The sequence below is a fragment of the Citrobacter sp. wls708 genome (genome assembly GCF_005281255.1).
Taxonomy (GTDB): Bacteria; Pseudomonadota; Gammaproteobacteria; order Enterobacterales; family Enterobacteriaceae; genus Citrobacter; species Citrobacter werkmanii.
Genome location: NZ_SZXE01000033.1, coordinates 58,500 through 78,191, shown reverse-complemented (window position 1 = coordinate 78,191; position 19,692 = coordinate 58,500). Strand labels below are relative to the sequence as shown.

Here is a 19,692-nt window from a genome sequence, read left to right as displayed (position 1 = left end):
TCGCTACGGCGGGGTTTTTTATTGTGCACAGCCCCTCCAGCCAGGCTGGGGGTTTTCCATAGACAACAAGTAAGCCGTAACATTGCTGTTACGGCTTTGAAGGTGAGGACTTTTTTTCTTACCTGGACGCTTTTAACATCTCATCCGTTAAGGTAATCGAATCCAGCACGGTAAATATTTTTGCACTTTCACTACTGCCGTCGGCGGTAGCCGCATAAACTTTATCACCCGCTTTCAGTTTATTCACAGAGATAGTCTCAGAAGGCGACCAGTAACCCCGCTGCGAATTCAACACCGTGGAACAACCTTTACCGGACTTCTTGACCCCCCCATGGAACCATGAGCCACAAAAATTGGTGGTCGTTTTTCCTTTCGCGTCGGTTGAATCGTAATAAAAGTTAACGTACTGATAAGTAATCATCATCGACGTACTTGCATTAATCGTATACGTCAACGAACCATTTTTAACCGACGTCTCTGACGATGCAATTTGCGAAGGGTTGCCCGTACTCACATCTTCAAGCGTGTACTGATAAGTTAACACAACGTTACCTTTCGCATCGGTAACTGTAACGTTATGCCCTTCGGTAATGAATCCAGACATTATGGATAACTTAACCGTGGAATAACCATTACCTGAATCGGTTATCGTTACCTGGTCGTTCCCTTTGTTGCCGTATTTACCGAAATAGTACGGCTCACCAACGGCATCAATATTCCAGCCATCGTGTTGCAATGTAACGGTATACTCCCCACTCTCAATACTGGCAGTATTTTGCGTCCATTTTAATTCCGGGTTAGATTTCGATTTGTCAACGTTGACGTCTTTTATTTCCGTCTCTGCCGGTGTCTCATCGCTATGGGTAAACGGTGCAAACACTTCGCTGAAGGCGTATTGCGGTGCCTGAGATTCCGTTAACCCACTGTGTTCTGGTGATACCTGACCGGCAACACCCGGCTGGTCACGCATCATCGACCACATGCCTATCATGCCCATATCGCGATCTTTGGCATCGTCCATCACCAGGTTCGCATCCGACAGATAGAACACTTCGCCCTGCACGTCGTTGTAGCCGTTCATCGGCGTAACGCCCATCATGGCGTTGAACTCGTCATCGCTCTTATCGGTGAAGATCTGCTTCAACTGGCTGAACAGGCTTTCGATGGCTGAGGTTGCACATTTGCCATGAATATTCTGCCCTTCCGTACCGTCGGACTGACAGATACTGCTGCCGTAGTCCATCGCCATCACGTTTACGCCCGCCAGATTTACACCTTTGGCCTTCGCATCGTTCAGTACATACAGACCGTCATCGGTCAGACCTGTCGGCAGAATAGGCAACGTGTACCAGATCCCTACGCTACGACCTTCTGCTTTCCATTGATCCTGCGCGGCCTTAACAGCTTCGTTACGGCGGTTAATGGAGTCATGATCGGCAACCCAGGTCCCTTCGATATCGAAGTCCAGCACGTTCAGGTTGAGGTTTTCAACGATGTCATAATAGTGCTGCTGCAGTTGTGATACGTCGGTACAGGCTGCCGCCAACGGCGAGTTGTTGGCGCCACCGATGGAGACCATGACATCTCCGCCGGCTTCACGCAGCGCTTTAATTTTACTGTACTGCGTGTAGTCATTAATGTTGTAGGCCGTGCCCCAGGTTGGCAGACAGGTATCAGCGTCTTTCGCCACCACAAAGGCCATGGTGAAGTGGGTCACATTCTGGTTTTTGGCAAGACTGGCAAGGTCTGGCAGCGAGTTCAGGGTATAGTCGACATACGGCGCGTAGACATGAGCAGGCCACGCAGATGAAGGTGTCCCGACCATTGCTTTAGTGCCGGACCAGTCAATATAAATTTTCCACGGATTGGTATCGGCTGGCGTGACTTTCTGGACTTTAGCCTGGGAAACATAGTTTTCGCCGTTATATCGAATGAGTGTCCCGCTTTCATACAGCGTTGAAGAATTAAATTCAGGCGCATTATTGAGTTGATCCGTCGTATACGTTACGACAGCACCCAGCGGTTTCCACGGGCGACCATTGGTGCCAGACGGGTTCTGGTTTGCCTCCAGGGAAGGATCATCGCCAATGGTATAAAATAGCGCCTCATATTCCTGGCCGTCTTTCTGAACTTTATCGCCTTTATTGTACGTCGTGGTTGCCGACCACTGCGCGACTTCCGCATACACTTCCCATGGATTGGCTGCCCCCGGCGTGAAACCGTATGCGCTCTGTGCGGTAGAAGTCTGCCAGGTCGCACCGTTGTAGGTAACAATATCATTGGCATTGTAGGCATTTGCGCTACTGTAATCCGGATAGGTTACCGTTCCGCCGCCAGTATCGCAGGTTGTCGGGTTACCGTATTCTGCGATTTCTGCAGCGGTTGCATCACGTTCAAAACGCCAGGGATTATTAGCTTCATCACCTGAGGCATTTCCCGGACAATCCGATGCGCCAACCCACCAGGCATTGGTATAGACGCCGCTGTCATAAATAACTTCGTAAGGGCCGGTTCCTTCTTGTCCACTCCAGGCTTCAAGAGCCAATACGGGTGCTGCGGCGCATAATGCGCCCATTCCAATTATTGTTTTGGTAAATATATTAAGTTTCATAATCATCCCTTATTAATAATCGCATTATTCAAAATGCGGTTAATTGTAAGAGGAATGCGGAATGAGTGAAATGAATAGCAACTACAGGGATAATTAATTAAGAATGAGGGATACTGGTCACATGAGTATTAATATTCAATATAAATACATTAAAATAAATTAATAATATGAACAAATAAAAAATGCCAACCCCATAATCAGGATTGGCAATAATACTTTATTCTTCACTTTTCTTTTGATTCAAACCATACTCGCGTAACTTGTTAGCGATCGCAGTATGTGAAACACCAAGTCGTTTGGCCAGTTTGCGCGTACTGGGGTAATTCATATACAACTGCGTCAGTACAGAGCGTTCAAAGCGGCTGGTAATTTCATCCAGCGAGCCTTCCATCACCTCTTCTCCGACCGCAACCGTTGCCGCATCGTAATCTGGCAATAATATATCCTGTGGCCGCAACTCATATCCCTCTAACTGGGTCAACGCCCGATAGATGGCATTTTTAAGCTGACGCACGTTACCTGGCCAACCGTAGCGGGTTAATACCGTACTGAGATCCGCGGACAGTTTCGGACGCGGTACGCCCTGTTCATCGGCAAAACGCGCCACAAACAGTTCGGTGAGCGGCATGATATCTTGCGGACAATCGCGCAGCGGCGGCAGGTTGAGGGTCAGCACGTTCAGACGATAATACAGATCTTCGCGGAACAAACCTTTCTGCACCAGCTCCACCAGGTTCTTTTGCGTGGCGCAAATCACACGTACATCGACATGGACTTCATGATCTTCGCCAACCCGGCGGAAGGTCCCGTCATTGAGGAAACGCAACAATTTGGTCTGCATGCTCGGCGACATTTCGCCAATCTCATCCAGCAGCACCGAGCCGCCGTTAGCCTGCTCGAAGAACCCTTTTTTACCTTCCCCTGCGTGACCAAACAGCTCGCTTTCGACCGCGTCTTCAGGGATCGACGCACAGTTCAGCGCCAGATACGGCTTCGCCGCACGCGGGCTCGCCAGATGACAGGCATGGGCAAAGAGATCCTTACCCGTACCGGTATTACCGGTGATCAGCAGCGGTGCGCTCAGCGTCGCCAGCTTACGGGCCTGTTCTACGACATGCTTCATTTTGGCGCTGACGGCAATAATCTGGCTAAACGCGCTCAGATCCTGCGTGGTCATATTTTGCAACTGACGCCCCATCCGGATGGTGGAACGCAGCATGACGACGGCTCCCGTCAGCATTTGCTCCTGATTTTCACCCTGCAAATGAACTGGCGTAATTTCCATCAGGAAATTCTGTCCGTTAATCACGACATGCTCGCTATGTGAATCCTGCGGATTGCTTTCGAGCCAGCGCTGGAAGTTAAAACCATTGATTAACTGGGCGGCAGTATGATTACGCATCCGCTCCTGAGAGTGAGCAAAAAGCTGACAGCTCGCAGGGTTCGCCATCTCAATTTTGCTTTTCATATCCAGAGAAAGAACGGGTTCAGGCAATGCCTCGAGCAGCGCACTCAGCGCCAGATGTTCCCGTTCGGAAGGCATCCAGGGGACGGTACGTACATCCGTAACTCCTGAAATACGGCGGATTTCAGCCATCAGACTACTGAAGTTGGTGAACTCCAGCTCCGCAAAATTAAGGTAAATTCGCCCGATGGGGTCAATCTCGATACCGCGTAAATCAATGCTTCTTAGCACCAGTAAATCGAGCAATTCGCGGGTCAGACCAAGTCGGTCTTCACAAAAGACTTCCAAACGCATAGGAACCTTCACCTGGACAAGGGATTATGTGTTAAATGATAAGACAGTATTTGGTTTGCAGGAAGAACTCTGTCAACAAATATTGACAGCACGCTGGAAAATTGGGCGCCGCGGCGTAAAGTTATACCATCGACGCCCTGTTCCAGTTAACTTTCACGCGGAGATTTGTTCTTTTGTAAGGTCTCTTTGACCTGACCAATCAACTGGCGGCGAAAATCCCCAAGTCGTGGTTTATCGTCATCGATCCACGGGAGCGGACGGCAGAGTTCCATCGCTTTAATACCCAGACGCGCCGTTAACAGCCCGGCACCAATACCCTGCGCAGCACGTGTGGATAAGCGCGCCGCCAGATCTTGCGACATCCAGTCCATACCAACCTCGCGGACCAATTCGCTGGCGCCGGCAAAGGCGATATTCAGCAGCACCAGCCGGAACAGACGCAGACGACTGTAATACCCGAGCTCAATGCCATACAGCGAGGCAATACGATTAATCAGCCGCAGATTGCGCCAGGCGATAAATGCCATATCCACCAGCGCCAGTGGGCTGACGGCAATCATCAGCGTGGATTCAGCCGCAGAACGACTGATCTCACGTCGCGCCTGCGCGTCCAGCACCGGTTGCACAAGATGGGCGTACAGGCTGACGATTTCACGATCGTTTTGCGTTTCGTGGATAGAGGCATACCAGCGCTGTAACGCCGGATGGGACTGATCAATACCCGCCTGCTGCGCCAGCTTTTCACAAAATGCGCGACCTTTTCCTGTTCCGTGGCTATGAAGCAGGTCTCGCGCTTCATCACGTTCATGCGCTCGCTGGCGCAAACGCCACAACCTGCGCCACTCGGTCGCCACTGAACCCACGCCTGCGCCGACGATCAGCGCGCCCGCGGCGCACCCTCCCAGCGCGACCCAGTCCTGAGTCTGCCAGGCATTCATGGTCCACTGTACGCCCTGTGCGACAACACTCACACCAAACAGCGCCAGCCCGCCCATCACCATTTTGCGCCACAAACTGCGTTTAGGACGCAAGGCAGCATCAATCACCGCTTCTGCCTGACCTTCGTCTTCCAGAGGCTCATCCAGTGTCGCCGGAGCAAAGGTCTGCGCTTCCGTTTCATTGAACATTTGCTGCGCTTTAAACGCCGTGTTTTGTTCCACGTCCAGCGGACCTGAGAAATCGATACGCGGTTTTAACGGCTCGCTCATCGCAATTTATCTCCTATTAAAAACTCCAGCGCGGCATCAAGACGGATATGCGGTAAGGGTTTATCAACATCCATCACCTGCGGGCGAAATGCTTCAAACTGAAATCCCTGGCTGTCCCAGAATGCCTGTCCTGGGAGTCGTGCGGGCACTTCACCAGGATAGACGGTCAGCGGTTCGCCATCGCTCAGGCGATTGCCACGCAGCGCCGGGATCTTTTCGCCTTTCACATCAATCAGGCCGCTGGTGGTTGCCTGTACCGATGCCAGGCCCAGACAATCCATGCTAATACCTTCGAACGCGGCGTTTTGCCAGGCATCCTGAATCAGTTGCTGGAGCAACGACACCATATTGGCGTGCTGATCGACCGTGACATGGTCAGCTTTGGTGGCGGCAAATAACAGTTTGTCGATCACCGGAGAGAACAGCCGACGAAACAGCGTACGCTGCCCGTAATGGAAGCTTTGCATCAATTGGGTCAGCGCCAGACGCATATCATTGAACGCCTGTGGCCCGCTGTTGAGCGGTTGCAGGCAATCCACCAGTACAATCTGGCGATCAAAACGCAGGAAGTGATTCTTATAAAAGCCCTTCACAACCTTTTCGCAATAGTAATTAAACCGCTCGCGCAACATGCCTGCGTTGGTGTGTTTGTCCGCCTGTGCCAGCTTAGATTCGCCGTATTCTTCCACATCCGGCCACGGGAAGAATTGCAGCGCGGGCGCCCCCGCCATATCTCCCGGCAGGACAAAGCGTCCTGGTTGAATAAAATGCAGTCCCTGCTGTTTGCACTGATGCAAATACTCCGTCCACGCGGCGGCAATTTCCGCCAGACGGTTTTCATCAGCAGGGGCCAGCGGATCCAGCCCCTGGCATAGCTGTCGCCATCTGGCCGACCATTCGCCCCGCTGACCTTGCAATAATCCGGTCATTTGCCGCGACCAGCTCAGGTAATCCTGCGCCAGCATCGGTAGATCGAGCAGCCACTCGCCCGGATAATCGACGATTTCCAGGTATAGCGTGGAGGTGTCTTTGAAGTGGCGCAGCAAAGAGTCATTGGACTTGTAGCGCAGCGCCAGGCGAATTTCGCTCACCCCGCGCGTCGGTGTCGGCCAGGCTGGCGGAGAACCATACAGTTGAGCCAGTCCCTCATCATAGGTAAAGCGCGGAATGCCAAAATCACGTTGAGGAACCCGTTTAACGCCGAGCAGACGTTCTTCGCGCACGCAGCTGAGCAACGGCAGTCGCGCACCGGCATGAATATTGAGTAACTGGTTTACCATCGCGGTGATGAACGCAGTCTTACCGCTACGGCTAAGCCCGGTGACAGCCAGGCGCAAATGCCGATCTACGCCGCGATTAACCAGCGAATTGAGTTCATTTTTAAGTCGCTTCATCGCCATCCCGTTATGCTGAAGGAACCGAAGAAATTATAACAAACAGGAAGTAAAGATAGGGGTCAATTCTTATTTATCAACTACCTGAACGGTGTCAGACGGCATTATTCCTGCCGCCTGTTACAGAAGATATACGGATGGTTTAGTTATTCTCTACTTTTGGCAGCGCGATCTGGTTGATTCCACCTTCATTCGTCACCTGCGTGTAGCCCATTTCAACGAGCATATCCTTCGCCTGCCCCGACTGACGCCCGGAGTTGCAATACAACTTCACGGTGTCGGTCTTATCAGGCACTTCTGTTGCGATACGCGCCTTCATCTCTTTTAACGGAATATTGACGGCCCCCTGAATATGCTGCTGTTGGTATTGCTCAGGAACACGAACATCAATCCAGTGTTCGGCAGCATAAACCGGCATGCCAATGACCAGAGCCAACGCTAATACGCCTTTTTTAAACATAATATCTTCCTGATCGATAGTTGGATTTCACTACAACACTATACGCCAGTTCTTAAGAAAATATTGCGACTGCATTATCATCGTACACACCAGCAGATCGCATTGTTCTTCAGGTAACACATTGTGCGGTGTGTCTTTTGATTTTTCTGTCAGCATTCTGTGATTGTTGTCATTCGGCATTGAACTCCATAATATGTCCGCCATTGACTCTCGGACGGAGCTTGGGATCTATGTCTCCTACCATTTATGATATTGCACGAGCCGCTGGCGTATCAAAATCCACGGTATCGCGCGTGCTGAATAAGCAAACCAACATCTCGCCGGAAGCGCTGGAAAAAGTGCTGCGCGCTATTGATGAGTTACAGTATCAGCCCAATAAACTGGCTCGGGCGCTCACCTCTTCCGGCTTTGACGCAATAATGGTGATATCAACCCGTTCTGCCAAAACAACCGCCGGTAATCCCTTTTTCTCTGAAGTGCTGCATGCTATTACGGCCAAAGCCGAAGAAGTCGGTTTTGATGTCATATTACAGACGTCGCGAAGCACCGAAGATGATTTACAAAAATGTGAGAGTAAAATTAAGCAAAAATTGATCAAAGGCATCATTATGCTGAGTTCTCCCGCCGATGAATCTTTTTTTGCAAGACTGGATAAATATAACGTCCCGGTCGTGGTTATTGGTAAAGTGGAAGGAGAGTATGCCAATGTGTATTCTGTAGACACTGATAACTATCGTGACAGCATCACACTGACAAATGCGCTTATTGAGAGCGGCCACAGTAATATTGCCTGTTTACATGCCCCGCTTGACGTTCATGTTTCCATCGATCGCGTCAACGGGTATAAAGCCAGTCTTCAGGCACATAATATTCAAATACGCGATGAGTGGATTATTGATGGGGGTTATACTCATGAGACCGCCCTGCTCGCTTCGCGGAAATTACTGAGTCAACAACCGTTACCCGACGCAGTATTTGCCACCGACAGTTTAAAGTTAATGAGTTTATATCGCGTGGCGGCTGAGAAAAATATCGCCATTCCGCAACAGCTTGCCGTTGTAGGCTACAGTAATGAACTGCTGTCATTTATGCTGACACCCGTGCCGGGAGGCATTGATGTCCCAACCCAGCAACTCGGCGAACAAAGCTGTAATTTATTATTTAATCTGATTGCCGGTGAGAAAGGATTGCAGAACATCACCGTGGGTACGCAAATATCGTTGGCCGACTCACTGGTGTAAAAACAGGGGCATAACAATGCCCCTGCACATTTTAGAATGCGTAATTCACACCAATCCCCGCATAATGGAATCTGTCGCTTTCACCTTCGTCGTGATCTTCCCATTCATAGGCATATTCCAGTGACATTGATAAACCATTCTGGAAATCATAAGCATACAGTAAACCAAGGCGATTGAAATCATGCCCTTCACGTTCTGGATCATCCTGCCAGTCCCAGTTCGTCCAGCGGTCGAGGCCAATACGGGTGTACGGCGTCAGGGTGGTATTGCCGAAAGACAACGGTAAGTAAGCACGAATTTCCTGGGTTGAGAACTCACCATTATTACGCGAGTCCGCCAGATTAAAACCGCGTTCGAGATAATAGTTGACCGTTAAGCCCACCGTTTCGTTGAAGGTATAATTCAGACCGGTTTCGCTTTCAACGCGGCTATCTGAGTAACCCGTGGTACTCAAGTCATTGACGAATTGATACATTGCCAGCCAGCCGCTAAAACGCAAATCGTCGCTAAGTTTAATATCCCAGTCCGGCTGAACTTTCCAGCGCTGCATATTGGCAGTGTCTTTTCCTGGTTCATTAACATAGTGATAGCCGTAATTACGGAAACCACCGGTCAGGCCGAAATTAACATCCTCGCTTTCGAGGAATTGATAGCGAACTTCCAGTTCCGGGCGATCAAACCAGGTACCGCGTTTCCCCTCGCTGTAATCAACCGGACCTTCCTGATAATAGGCCACAGATATTTTCCATGGTCCATTGGACGCATTAAAATAGACTGACGGCTCAGCCAGTCCATCCATATCTTCGCCCTGACCTTCAACGTTTTCTATTTCGTACATGGCACCGATATTAAAGCGCCAGTCATTTTTTTCAGCGGCCTGCGCGCAGGCCACTCCTGCGCTCATAATCAGCGCAGTAGCGGACAGTAGGGTTTTCATTATTATTCCTTGTTAAAATACTCTAAAAAAAACACCAAGGTTTGGGGGGTTATCCCCCCAGAATTTTATTGAATAGCCACTTCAGTTTCAGCATCAAAGAAATGGCATTTCGCCATATCAAAATGAATAGTGATATTTTCTCCTGCGTGATAATCATTCACTGCCCCAGCACGGACCACTAACTCATGCCCCCCAACGATGGTATAAAGCATAAACTCAGCGCCTGTTAATTCTGCGACGCTAATTTTTGCTGATACATTATTTTCATTATTAGGCTGCGGATGTATGTCTTCAGGACGAATACCCAGCGTAACGGCCTGATGCTCATAACCCTGCGCTTTTAGCTGTGCTAATTTATTTTCGGGAATGGTTAACTTCAGCGTTTCGGTAACGAATTTATTACCATCAATCGCGCCACGAATAAAATTCATGGCCGGCGAGCCAATAAATCCGGCGACGAACATATTTGCCGGGTGGTTATACACCGTTTTCGGTGCGCCAACCTGTTGAACAATACCATCCTTCATAATCACAATACGCGTCGCCATCGTCATGGCTTCGGTTTGATCATGGGTAACATATATCATGGTGGTATTCAGTTTCTGATGCAGTTTGCTAATTTCTGCCCGCATCTGCACGCGAAGTTTGGCATCGAGATTCGATAAAGGCTCATCCATCAGGAAGACCCCCGCCTCACGAACAATCGCACGTCCCAGCGCCACGCGCTGGCGCTGACCGCCGGATAACGCGCCAGGTTTACGCTGCAGATAATCGCGCAGGCCAAGGATTTGCGCCGCCCAGTTAACGCGCTCCTCGATCACCGCCGGAGCAATTTTCTGCATCTTCAGGCCAAACGCCATATTGTCATAGACGGTCATGTGCGGGTACAACGCATAGTTCTGAAAAACCATCGCAATATTGCGCGATTTCGCCGGCACATCATTCATCCGTTTACCGTCAATCAGCAGATCGCCGCCGCTGATCTCTTCCAGGCCGGCGATCATGCGCAACGTCGTAGACTTCCCGCAACCGGAAGGCCCAACAAAAACAATAAACTCTTTGTCTTCGATTTCCAGATTGAAGTCTTTAACGACGTGCACCTGGTTGTCGTAAATTTTTTGAATATGTTGCAACGAAAGCTGTGCCATGTTGAATCCTTTACTTGTCGTGTTGCCAGAAAGCCGATAAGCACGGCCACGTCAGAAATTCGGTTGAAGGGAGCTGCAAGTTTGCCCCGTTCAGCCCCGTACCGATGCCAACAGAGCGCATGCCGCAGGCGTTGATCGCATCCACGCCTGCTTGAGCATCTTCTATGCCAATGCACTGCTGCGGGTCAACGCCAAGACCCGCACAGGCAGCCAGAAAAATCTCCGGATCCGGTTTCGAACGGGTAATCAGCGCCGCATCCGCACAAAAGTCAAAACAAGCGCTAAGATCAAGCGCCTGTAAAATAGTGGGCGCATTGAGCGACACTGAGGCTAGCCCCACCGGAATCCGCTCTTCCCGTAATGTCATTAACAGTTCGCGAATCCCCGGCAATACCGAGTTAACCGTTAACTGGCGCAAAGAATGGACATACAGACGATTTTTTCTCTCAGCCAATTGTGCGCAAGTCTCGGGAGTAAACTCCCCCGCCTTTCCGCCGTGGTGCAAAATACGCTGCAGTGACTCGCCACGACTAATCCCTTTCAGGCTGTCATTAAATGCTTCGTCGATCGCAATCCCTATTTCGTCGGCTACCTGCCGCCACGCCAGGAAATGCAGATGCGCGGTATCGGTAATCACGCCATCCAAATCAAAAATGATGGCCTGTGGTTTGAGTATCATTCATCGTCCTTTTTTGTGGTAGCGGTCCCATAAATAGACGTAATAATACCGTCATAGGTAATCGCTGACGTCCCCTGGACGGCGATCTTTTCGCCATTAACCCACAAGGTAATACGCTCAGTGCTGCTAATGCGGATCTCTGCTTTATTGATAGTGACCTGCATATCAACGCCCTGCCAACGCAGTGGGAAAGAGAGAGTTTGCCAATGGTCAGGCAATGCAGGGGCAAGATGTAACTCCCCGTGGCGAACATTCACGCCAGCAAATCCCTGAATTGCGCCCAGCCAGATGGCCCCCGTCGCCGCAGCGTGGATACCGTCATCACAGCTATGTGGATCGTCTCCGAGATCGATAAGCGATCCTTCACGCCAGAAGCGATACCCCTGCTCTGAATCACCACAACGTGCAGCCACAATCCCATGGATAGCCTTACTCAAAGACGAGTCATGAATGGTGCGCGGCTCGTAAAAGCGCAAGTTCGCCAGACAGGTTTGCGGGTTGAATTGCTCCGGCAGCATATAGGTCAGCATCACCACATCGGCCTGTTTGAGAATTTGCATCTCATTGACCTCTGCACGGGAGTAATCGAGCAAAATCGTCTGCTTGCCCGCTTTCGCTTTGTAACTGGACAGATCGATAACCGGTTTGCTCAGGAAGGTGTCGTCCTGAGGTAACACACCATCGGACAACGCTTCCGGTCGCCACAGATGGCGTAAAAAATGCTCAGCACGGTGAATAAAGGTCTCATCGCTACAGCCCAGGCGACGCGCAAAACCGAGCGCCTGCTCCACGTTGTACCAGGCCATGTAGTTGGTGAACGCATTGTTGTTCACATGCTCTGTGTATTCATCCGGGCCAATTACATTGTGGATCTCTAAACGGTCATTAACCATGACGGCTCTGCTGATCCAGAACTTCGCTGTTTCCAGAAGCAGCGTTATACCTTCACGGGACATAAAGTTCATATCCCCGGTGGCATGCCAGTAATTGATCACCGCCCAGGCTATATCCGCCACGAGATGATGTTCAGCTTGTGCGGAGGCCACTTTCTGCCGCAGCCCGGTACGGATGTTGATCGCCGCGAATTCAGGCGTCTCCTCCTCACCGCTGCGCGCGCTCTCCCAGGGAAACAGCGCCCCCTGCCAACCGTTGCGGCGGGCTTTCTCACGCGCGCCCGACAAATTATGCCAGCGGTAACGTAATAAACTTCTTGCTGTTTTCGGCTCGGTGAAGAGATGGAACGGTAACAGAAAGACCTCGGTATCCCAGAAAACGTGACCTTTATACCCTTCGCCTGTCAGACCTTTCGCCGCAATACTGCTGCGCTCATCGTGATCTGGCGTCATTACACGCAAATGATAGAGCGCATAATCCAGCGCTCGCTGATCGCTCATATCATTACTGGTGACCTGAACGCGACGGCTTTGCCACCAGGCATGCCAGTTAGCGGTCGACTCCGCCAGCAGCGCATCGTATCCCTGCTGGGCGCACGCTTCCAGATTACGTAGCGACTGGCGTGCCCAGGTTTCCAGCGACAGGCTGCGCTCGCTCGCCCAGTCGATCCAGCTAATTTTCGTCAGCGTAACGCGTTGTCCGGTTTTCGCCTGCACGGTATTGTGTTGTAACAACCGACGTTCTTTGGCGGTGAAGCAGCGCTGCGCCGCACCGTCTACGTCGCAAAACGTCGCGATCGCGATATCGTTGCGATTGTCCTGGGTGGTGTAAATGCCTTGCAGCAGATGCTGACCAAATACCCGGACCTGCGTTTCATCCAGATGCTGACGTCCATGATTGGTGATCGTGGCATCAATCCCGGTTGAGATGCCAATGCTCGCATCACCATCCAGCGGGGTAACGGCAACTTCCATAGCAAACAGCGGCAGTTTTTGCGCCGAGACAAACCGCCGACTCTCAATAGCGAAACGTGCGCCGCCGGGCGCTCGCCAGACCAGGGTACGGCGTAATTCTCCGCTGGCAAAATCCAGTTCACGATGCCAGCGCTCAATCACGCCGCTGGTTAGTGAGAAAATCTCGCCATTAAGCGCGATCTCCACACCCACCACATCAGGCAGATTAACCAGTTCATTAATTTCACCTTTCCCCGCCCGGTGATACAGTCCCGCCAGATACATGCCGCGAGTTTGTAGGGTGTAGGCTTCTTCGTGGCTGGCGCGAATCCCCATATAGCCGTTGCCAAGCGTCATCAGCGACGCATATTTGTTGAGGCTGTGTGGGCAAAAAGCCGGTTCGGTTAGCATTACTGGCTTCGTCATAAGTCTACATATGTTCCTGTTTCAGCCGATTCATACAGTGCGGCAACCAGTTGTTGAATAACGACGCCCTGCTCTGCGTCCGCAATAGCGACAGGCTCGCCCTGAACGTGATTCACGAAGGCCTCCATGCTGCGAAAATGACGATTGTCATCGGCTATTTCGCGCTGGAACAGCACATCCAGCGTCCCGTCACGATCGGTATAGACCTGCGCCGGAAATAAGGTCGCCCCGGCAAGATCGCCGCAGAAATTGACGTTCATAATCGATTGTTCAGGAATATTCAGCGCGAAAGAGGTCTCAAGACGCAGGATCCCACCGTTATGAAATTCGATCGTGCCGAACAGAGAATCCTCAACGGTGTACGTCTCGGGATCCCATGCCCCGAACTGGCCGCTGCTCTTACGTGTGCCAATACGCTGATAGCTGTGCGCGTTAACACGCTTTACCGCCGGGAAGCCCAACACATACATCGCGGCATCAAGCATATGGATACCGATATCAATCAGCGGCCCACCGCCCTGCAGTTCCTTGTTGGTAAAAACACCCCAGCCGGGTACGCCGCAGCGACGCAAAGCGCGGACATTAGTGACATAGATTTCGCCCAGCGCGCCTGCCATCACCTGTTCGCGAAGCAACTGGGTATCCAGTGCGAAACGATGGTGAAAATCATATGCCAGTACTTTTCCCATCCGCCGCGCCGTTTTACACATCTCCAGCGCCTCGTCTGGCGTCATGGCGGGGGGCTTTTCGCACATCACATGGCAGCCAGCGTTCAGCGCCAACATGGTGTGTTCATAATGAAAACGATTGGGCGAACAGATGCTGACGATATCTGGCTTTGCTTCGCGTAACATCGTCTGCGGATCGTCCCAAACCTGCGGATTACCGTATTTCTCTGCCAGCACCTGCGCCTGTGACAGGCGGCTGTCACAGACAGCCACCAGTTCCAGATCGTTGCGGGTGCAGTAGTACGAAGCATGAACTTTATCCGCTACCTGCCCGGCGCCGATAATGGCGACACGTAGCGGAGCGCTTGTCAGTGCACTTTTCACGGAAATCCTCTTAGCAGGTACGCAGCCAGGCCAGCGACTGACGGTATGCTTCCGGCAGGTTCTCCGCCCGTACCCGTCCTTCATACACTACGTAACCCTGATAATTATCTTCACGCAGTTGGTCAAACAGCGCAGAGAAATCCAGCGTACCGCTCCCCGGCTGATAACGATGGTTATCCGCAATATGCACGTGACCCAGCAGATCGCGATTATCGTGCAGCGCCTGCGCCATATCGTCTTCTTCGATATTCATGTGGTAAAAATCACCAATGATTTGCACATGCTTCAGGTTGTTTTCCACGATATAGCGGCGAGCATCCGCCAGGGTGTTGATCATATGATCCTGATAGCGATTGAGTGGCTCGAGATACACCACCGTGCCCGTACGTTCGGCGACTTTATCGAGATAAATCAATGAATCACTGACGGCTTTGCGATCGCCTTCCAGGCTACGCGGAGAGGTCATCGGCGGTAGGCGGAAGGTAAACATGCCCCAGGCGGCAGGGACAATAATCCCTTGCCCGCCGACTTCGGCCAGCGCTTCAAGAATGCGGGTGATCTGCTGTAAACCATTCAAACGACGTTCTTCGATAAAATCACCGATCCAACCGTCATAGCCCCCGCAGGCGGTGGTCACGGGCAGACCTGTTTCTTTGATCGCCGCTTTCACTTCCTCAAGATTGTTGACCAGCAATTTGCCGTCAATTTCAAAACCATCAAAACCCATCTCTTTGATGTAACGGAATTTCTCGAGAATATTTTCCGGGAAAAAAGCCTGATTCTGTGTTCCGATTTTCATTTTCTGCATTCCTTAATTAAAACGTCACGCCCATTTTGATGCTTTGTTCCGGATGGCGATCGACATACTGCATATAGCTTTCCGGGCTGCTGGCGAAGGTGACTACCGGATCGATAAGTTCTTCACAGTTCAGATAACCGTTCATCAACAGTTCCCAGCAGGTCTCCTCAATGCGCTTGCGATTCCAGCGCGGATAATCTGGATTTGGTTCACTGCAGGCGCGGGAGAAGACAATTTTGGCGTTGTTGAAATGCGCTTCACGGCCCAGGTTAAATCCTTCGGCAAAAGGTTTTGCGAAGGCGACATAGGAGATGGTGCCTCCGTAGGCCAGACCGCGTAACGCTGATTGCAGCGCATCCGCATAGCCGCTGGTTTCGATGATCACATCCGCGCCCTGTTTGCCGGTCAGCTTTTTAATTTCCATGCCCACGTCAGTGCCAATCGGGTCCAGACAGAAATCAGCCCCATGGCGACGCGCGATATCACAACGATGGGCAATCGGATCCACGCCAATCACCACTGACGCTCCCGCTTTCTTAGCCAGTTGCACGGCGATCTGGCCAATTGCCCCTAACCCGACGATGACCACAAAGTCACCGACGCGCACATTGGCATCACGCACACCGCTCATAGCGAACTGTGCAGGGTCATAGCACACGGCATTTTTCCACGAACTGCCTTCCGGCATTTTGCGCAGTTTGTAGTTGTTCACGGCATTAAAGATGACCGTTTCTGCCAGTGGACCATATCCGCAGACAGAGTCGCCGACAGCGTAATCGGTCACATCGCTACCACACTCAATGACATCGCCCACAACCATGTTGCCAAGCTGGAACTTACCGAACTCGATTCCGCGCGGCGCCCCTTCCGGACGCGGCATAAACATTTGCCATTCGCCGTTAAAATCTTCATCAATAAACGGACTGGCAGCGCGGAAATCGACTACTTCAGTGCCATGTTTGGGTGCGCCAAAACGTACGCGGACTTTCACTTCATTGGCGGATACCGCTCTGTCTTCATATTCCACCAGCGCTGCAACACGCGGTTCGGTGGCAACTAACTTCTTCATTTACAACTCCTTAATTAAACTGGCCGCTTAGCCTTTCACGCCGCCTGCGGTCAAACCACTCTTAATAAAACGTTCGGAAAGCGCATACATAATGACCACCGGCAATGCGGTGACCAACGATGCGGCCATCATGCGTCCCCAGATATAGTCAGGCGTACTGAACAGCGCGTTCAGACCGACCGGTAAGGTAAAATTGCTGGCGCTGGAGAGGAAAATCGAGGCAAACAGATAGTCATTCCACGCGACCATAAAGCAGTACACAAAGACCGAAACCAGACCAGACATGGCCAACGGGACGGTGATGCGAAAGATAATTTGCAGACGATTTAATCCATCCATCATCGCAGCTTCTTCGATCTCATCCGGAATGGTGTCGAAATAGCTTTTCAACATGAACACGGCTGTCGGCAGCGTTTGGGTCACCATGGTGATGATCAACGCCATTTCGGTGTCATAAATGCCGAGGGCCGTAATGATTTTGAACAACGGCACCACCAGCAAAATCCCCGAGAACATGTACACCGTGTAAAAGCTGGCGTTGATGGTCATCCGCCCCTTAAAACGCAGGCGGGACAGCGCATACGCTCCGAGGACGCCGAGAAACACCGCCACCACCGATGACGAGACCGATACCACCAGGCTATTACGGAAGTAGTCAACAAACGGGAAGATCATCGGGTTGAAAATGTCGATGTAATGTTCCAGCGTCCATTGCTGAGGTAACAGCGTGGGATGCAGTGAAATCGCCTCTTTTGCGCTTTTAAATGAGGTCATCAGCATCACAAAAAACGGAAATAACGTGATACCGAGGAAGACAATTAATCCACAGTAAAAGCCGATGCGGCCAAGCGTGCGCTTATTTGTTGCCATTGAGGTTCACCCGTTTTCTGGTCAGCAGGATAACAGCGAAAATGATGACGAAGAGGACGACAGAAATAGCAGCCGCTTTACCCAGGTCATTGAATGCAAACGCCGTTTTATAGAGATAGACCCCGAGAATATCGACTTTAGTGGTCAGCAGATAAACATCGGCGAACATATAGAACATCCAGATCGTACGCAGCGTGACTACGGTCGCCAGCACCGGCATGATCGCTGGCAGCGTGACGATACGAAACCGTTGCCAGGCGTTCGCGCCATCCATTTCCGCCGCCTCATACAACGATTTATCAATAGTCTGCAAAATCGCCAGAAATGAGATAAAGGCATACGGGAAGTAGCGCCAGATGGCGAAAAGTACAACCAGTGCGAAGCTGCTGCCGGGATTGTCGAACCACAGCGGCGCCTGATCGTACAGATGCAGCAGATCCACGCCGAGGTAGTTCACAATGCCGTAGCCGTTGTTGAACATGTATTTCCAGGCAAACACCAGCGAAATTGATGGCGTTACGTAAGAGAGGATCACCAGCGAGCGCGCCGTTTTCCGCAGACGAAACTCACGGTTAAAAAACATCGCCACTCCCAGTCCCAGCACCGTGCTCCCGGCAACAACCAGCGCGGTATACCAGACCGTCATCCACAGCGAATGCCAGAATCCGGGATCGGTTAAGATACGGATATAGTTGCTCAAGCCGACAAATGTTGACTCAATTTGTGGATTAAGCGGCAGACGCATAAAGCTGATTTCGATGTTAGATATCATCGGCCATGCGACTAAACCACCCAGCAAGAGCAAGCTGGGCGCCAGCAGCAGCATGGCAAATGGCATATCCGATCGACCTGAGAAGAACTTATTCATCACGGCTTTCCATTTCCCCATTAGCGCTGTTCAACAAGGTCATCCAGTTTGGTCTGGCTTGCCTTCATCGTCGTTGAAAGATCGGCTTTTCCTACCGTGACGTTGTGCACCATGGTGCTTATGACACCGGAACCCGTAACGTCGCCCATGCGGGTAAAGTTCTTATCGCCGACTGCGCCAAACACCTGAATATTCGGCAGTTCGGCAATCAGTTGATCGGGTAATTCACCCAGTGCTTTAATAACAGGGTTATCTTTCCACGTTGCGGTATTCACCACTGCTTTATTGACCGGGAGCGCAGCGCCAGGGGACATCATCACCCAGTCAGCAATGTTGTCGGCCTGCTCCATAAAGGTGACAAATTTTTCTGCGGCTTCTGTCTCTTCGGTTTTTTGACCTGCGGTTATGGTCAGCGATGTCAACATGCCGTAGACGGCAGACGTTTTTTCCGTCGGAACCATAAAACCAACATTTTTAGGATCCCCCTCCTTAATCACCGCCGGGAGGATATAGGTGGAATAAATAGCCATCGGCGCAGTGCCGTTCATGAAAGCGTCTTTGACCTCCATGATGTCGTTAGATCCCGGCATGGTATTCATCGCAAGCTGGCGGTAATACTGCAACGCCTGGGCCATCTCCGGCGTGTCGAGCGTGATCTTTCCCTGCGCATCGAAAACGTTAGCCTGGTTAGAGAGCGCGAACTGAGAGAAGGACTGTTCGGTCAATACGCTTTCCGCCGTAGGTAGCGCAATACCATATTTTTTACTGCCCGGATCGTTTAACTTCTGCGCCACTTCGAGCAGTTGCTGCCAGTCTTTCGGCTCTTCCAGCCCTGCTTTTGCCAGTGCATCTTTGCGATACCAGACCCCGCCAATCCAGGCGCTAACCGGTACCCCGGTCCATGCAGAGCCATCTTCGGTACGCACAATACGCAGTACGCCATCATAAAACGCGTCTTCACCCACACCGTTGATGACCTGCGCCACCGCTTTGCGATCGATAAGCGATTCCTTGTCCATGACTTTCGCGTAGTCATGGCTGGTTTCAATGACTTCAGGAAGTGAACCGCTACGTGCGAGGGTAATCACTTTGGTGTTGTAAGCATCCTCTTCAACAGGAACCTGTTTGACGCTGATACCGGGGTTCTCTTTTTCAAAGCGCTCAATCAGTTTGGCAATAACCGCCTGCCGCTCCTGTTCTACAGAAGAGTGCATAAATTCAATCGCGACAGAGGATTTTTTATCATCCTTACACCCGGTAACCAGGGCGCAGGACACCAGTGCTGAAATCAGCACAATTTTAGCTTTAAGCATGGAATGTTCCT

Annotated in this window: 15 protein-coding genes and 1 pseudogene; 1 reads left to right on the top strand and 15 read right to left on the bottom strand. The window is 51.3% G+C overall.

Features of this window, described 5'->3' with window-relative positions:
• Positions 1-862: 862 nt before the first annotated feature.
• The 5 genes and pseudogenes from FDW97_RS18380 to pspE all read right to left on the bottom strand — a co-directional run.
• Positions 863-2,542 (bottom strand): annotated as a pseudogene (locus FDW97_RS18380) (glycosyl hydrolase family 18 protein); the annotation flags it as partial.
• Positions 2,543-2,828: 286 nt separating this feature from the next.
• Positions 2,829-4,370, bottom strand: coding sequence for a transcriptional regulator TyrR (gene tyrR, locus FDW97_RS18375; RefSeq protein WP_038640886.1), 1,542 nt, complete (start codon positions 4,368-4,370; stop codon positions 2,829-2,831).
• 146 nt (positions 4,371-4,516) lie between these two features.
• Positions 4,517-5,578 carry a YcjF family protein gene (locus FDW97_RS18370; protein WP_087856139.1) on the bottom strand — a complete coding sequence of 354 codons (1,062 nt, stop codon included), beginning with the start codon at positions 5,576-5,578 and terminating at the stop codon, positions 4,517-4,519.
• Positions 5,575-6,972 (bottom strand): YcjX family protein, encoded by a 1,398-nt coding sequence (locus FDW97_RS18365; protein ID WP_069324996.1) that lies wholly within the window; start codon positions 6,970-6,972, stop codon positions 5,575-5,577. Before FDW97_RS18365 ends, FDW97_RS18370 begins: the two co-directional genes overlap by 4 nt.
• Before the next feature lie 142 nt (positions 6,973-7,114).
• Positions 7,115-7,432 (bottom strand): thiosulfate sulfurtransferase PspE, encoded by a 318-nt coding sequence (pspE, locus tag FDW97_RS18360; RefSeq protein WP_038640891.1) that lies wholly within the window; start codon positions 7,430-7,432, stop codon positions 7,115-7,117.
• A 230-nt stretch (positions 7,433-7,662) separates the two neighbouring features.
• Here pspE and FDW97_RS18355 point away from each other — a divergent pair, with 230 nt between their 5' ends.
• On the top strand, positions 7,663-8,673 hold the full coding sequence (locus FDW97_RS18355) for a LacI family DNA-binding transcriptional regulator (RefSeq protein WP_038640893.1): 1,011 nt from the start codon (positions 7,663-7,665) through the stop codon (positions 8,671-8,673).
• Between the two features lie 31 nt (positions 8,674-8,704).
• Here the strand turns inward: FDW97_RS18355 and FDW97_RS18350 are convergent, their stop codons facing one another.
• The 10 genes from FDW97_RS18350 to FDW97_RS18305 all read right to left on the bottom strand — a co-directional run bounded on the left by FDW97_RS18350 (position 8,705) and on the right by FDW97_RS18305 (position 19,681).
• Entirely contained in the window at positions 8,705-9,610 is a 906-nt protein-coding gene (locus FDW97_RS18350) for an OmpG family monomeric porin (RefSeq protein ID WP_137347860.1), read from the bottom strand.
• Between the two features lie 65 nt (positions 9,611-9,675).
• Positions 9,676-10,758, bottom strand: coding sequence for an ABC transporter ATP-binding protein (locus FDW97_RS18345; protein WP_038640897.1), 1,083 nt, complete (start codon positions 10,756-10,758; stop codon positions 9,676-9,678).
• Between the two features lie 10 nt (positions 10,759-10,768).
• Positions 10,769-11,437 carry a beta-phosphoglucomutase gene (pgmB, locus tag FDW97_RS18340; protein WP_038640899.1) on the bottom strand — a complete coding sequence of 223 codons (669 nt, stop codon included), beginning with the start codon at positions 11,435-11,437 and terminating at the stop codon, positions 10,769-10,771.
• Positions 11,434-13,710, bottom strand: coding sequence for a glycoside hydrolase family 65 protein (locus FDW97_RS18335; RefSeq protein WP_137351429.1), 2,277 nt, complete (start codon positions 13,708-13,710; stop codon positions 11,434-11,436). The genes pgmB and FDW97_RS18335 overlap by 4 nt, the downstream gene beginning before the upstream one ends.
• Positions 13,707-14,762, bottom strand: a complete 1,056-nt coding sequence (locus tag FDW97_RS18330; protein WP_137351428.1) for a Gfo/Idh/MocA family protein — start codon at positions 14,760-14,762, stop codon at positions 13,707-13,709. The genes FDW97_RS18335 and FDW97_RS18330 overlap by 4 nt, the downstream gene beginning before the upstream one ends.
• A 10-nt stretch (positions 14,763-14,772) precedes the next feature.
• Positions 14,773-15,561, bottom strand: a complete 789-nt coding sequence (locus tag FDW97_RS18325) for a sugar phosphate isomerase/epimerase (protein ID WP_038640905.1) — start codon at positions 15,559-15,561, stop codon at positions 14,773-14,775.
• Between the two features lie 16 nt (positions 15,562-15,577).
• Positions 15,578-16,630 carry a zinc-binding alcohol dehydrogenase gene (locus FDW97_RS18320; RefSeq protein ID WP_069324992.1) on the bottom strand — a complete coding sequence of 351 codons (1,053 nt, stop codon included), beginning with the start codon at positions 16,628-16,630 and terminating at the stop codon, positions 15,578-15,580.
• Between the two features lie 27 nt (positions 16,631-16,657).
• Complete coding sequence (locus tag FDW97_RS18315; RefSeq protein WP_038640909.1) at positions 16,658-17,500, bottom strand: carbohydrate ABC transporter permease; 843 nt, start codon at positions 17,498-17,500, stop codon at positions 16,658-16,660.
• The gene (locus FDW97_RS18310) at positions 17,487-18,368 is read right to left on the bottom strand and encodes a carbohydrate ABC transporter permease (protein ID WP_038643191.1); all 882 of its coding nucleotides are present in this window, start codon (positions 18,366-18,368) and stop codon (positions 17,487-17,489) included. Before FDW97_RS18310 ends, FDW97_RS18315 begins: the two co-directional genes overlap by 14 nt.
• Before the next feature lie 20 nt (positions 18,369-18,388).
• Positions 18,389-19,681 (bottom strand): ABC transporter substrate-binding protein, encoded by a 1,293-nt coding sequence (locus FDW97_RS18305; protein WP_085048114.1) that lies wholly within the window; start codon positions 19,679-19,681, stop codon positions 18,389-18,391.
• Between the last annotated feature and the right edge of the window lie 11 nt (positions 19,682-19,692).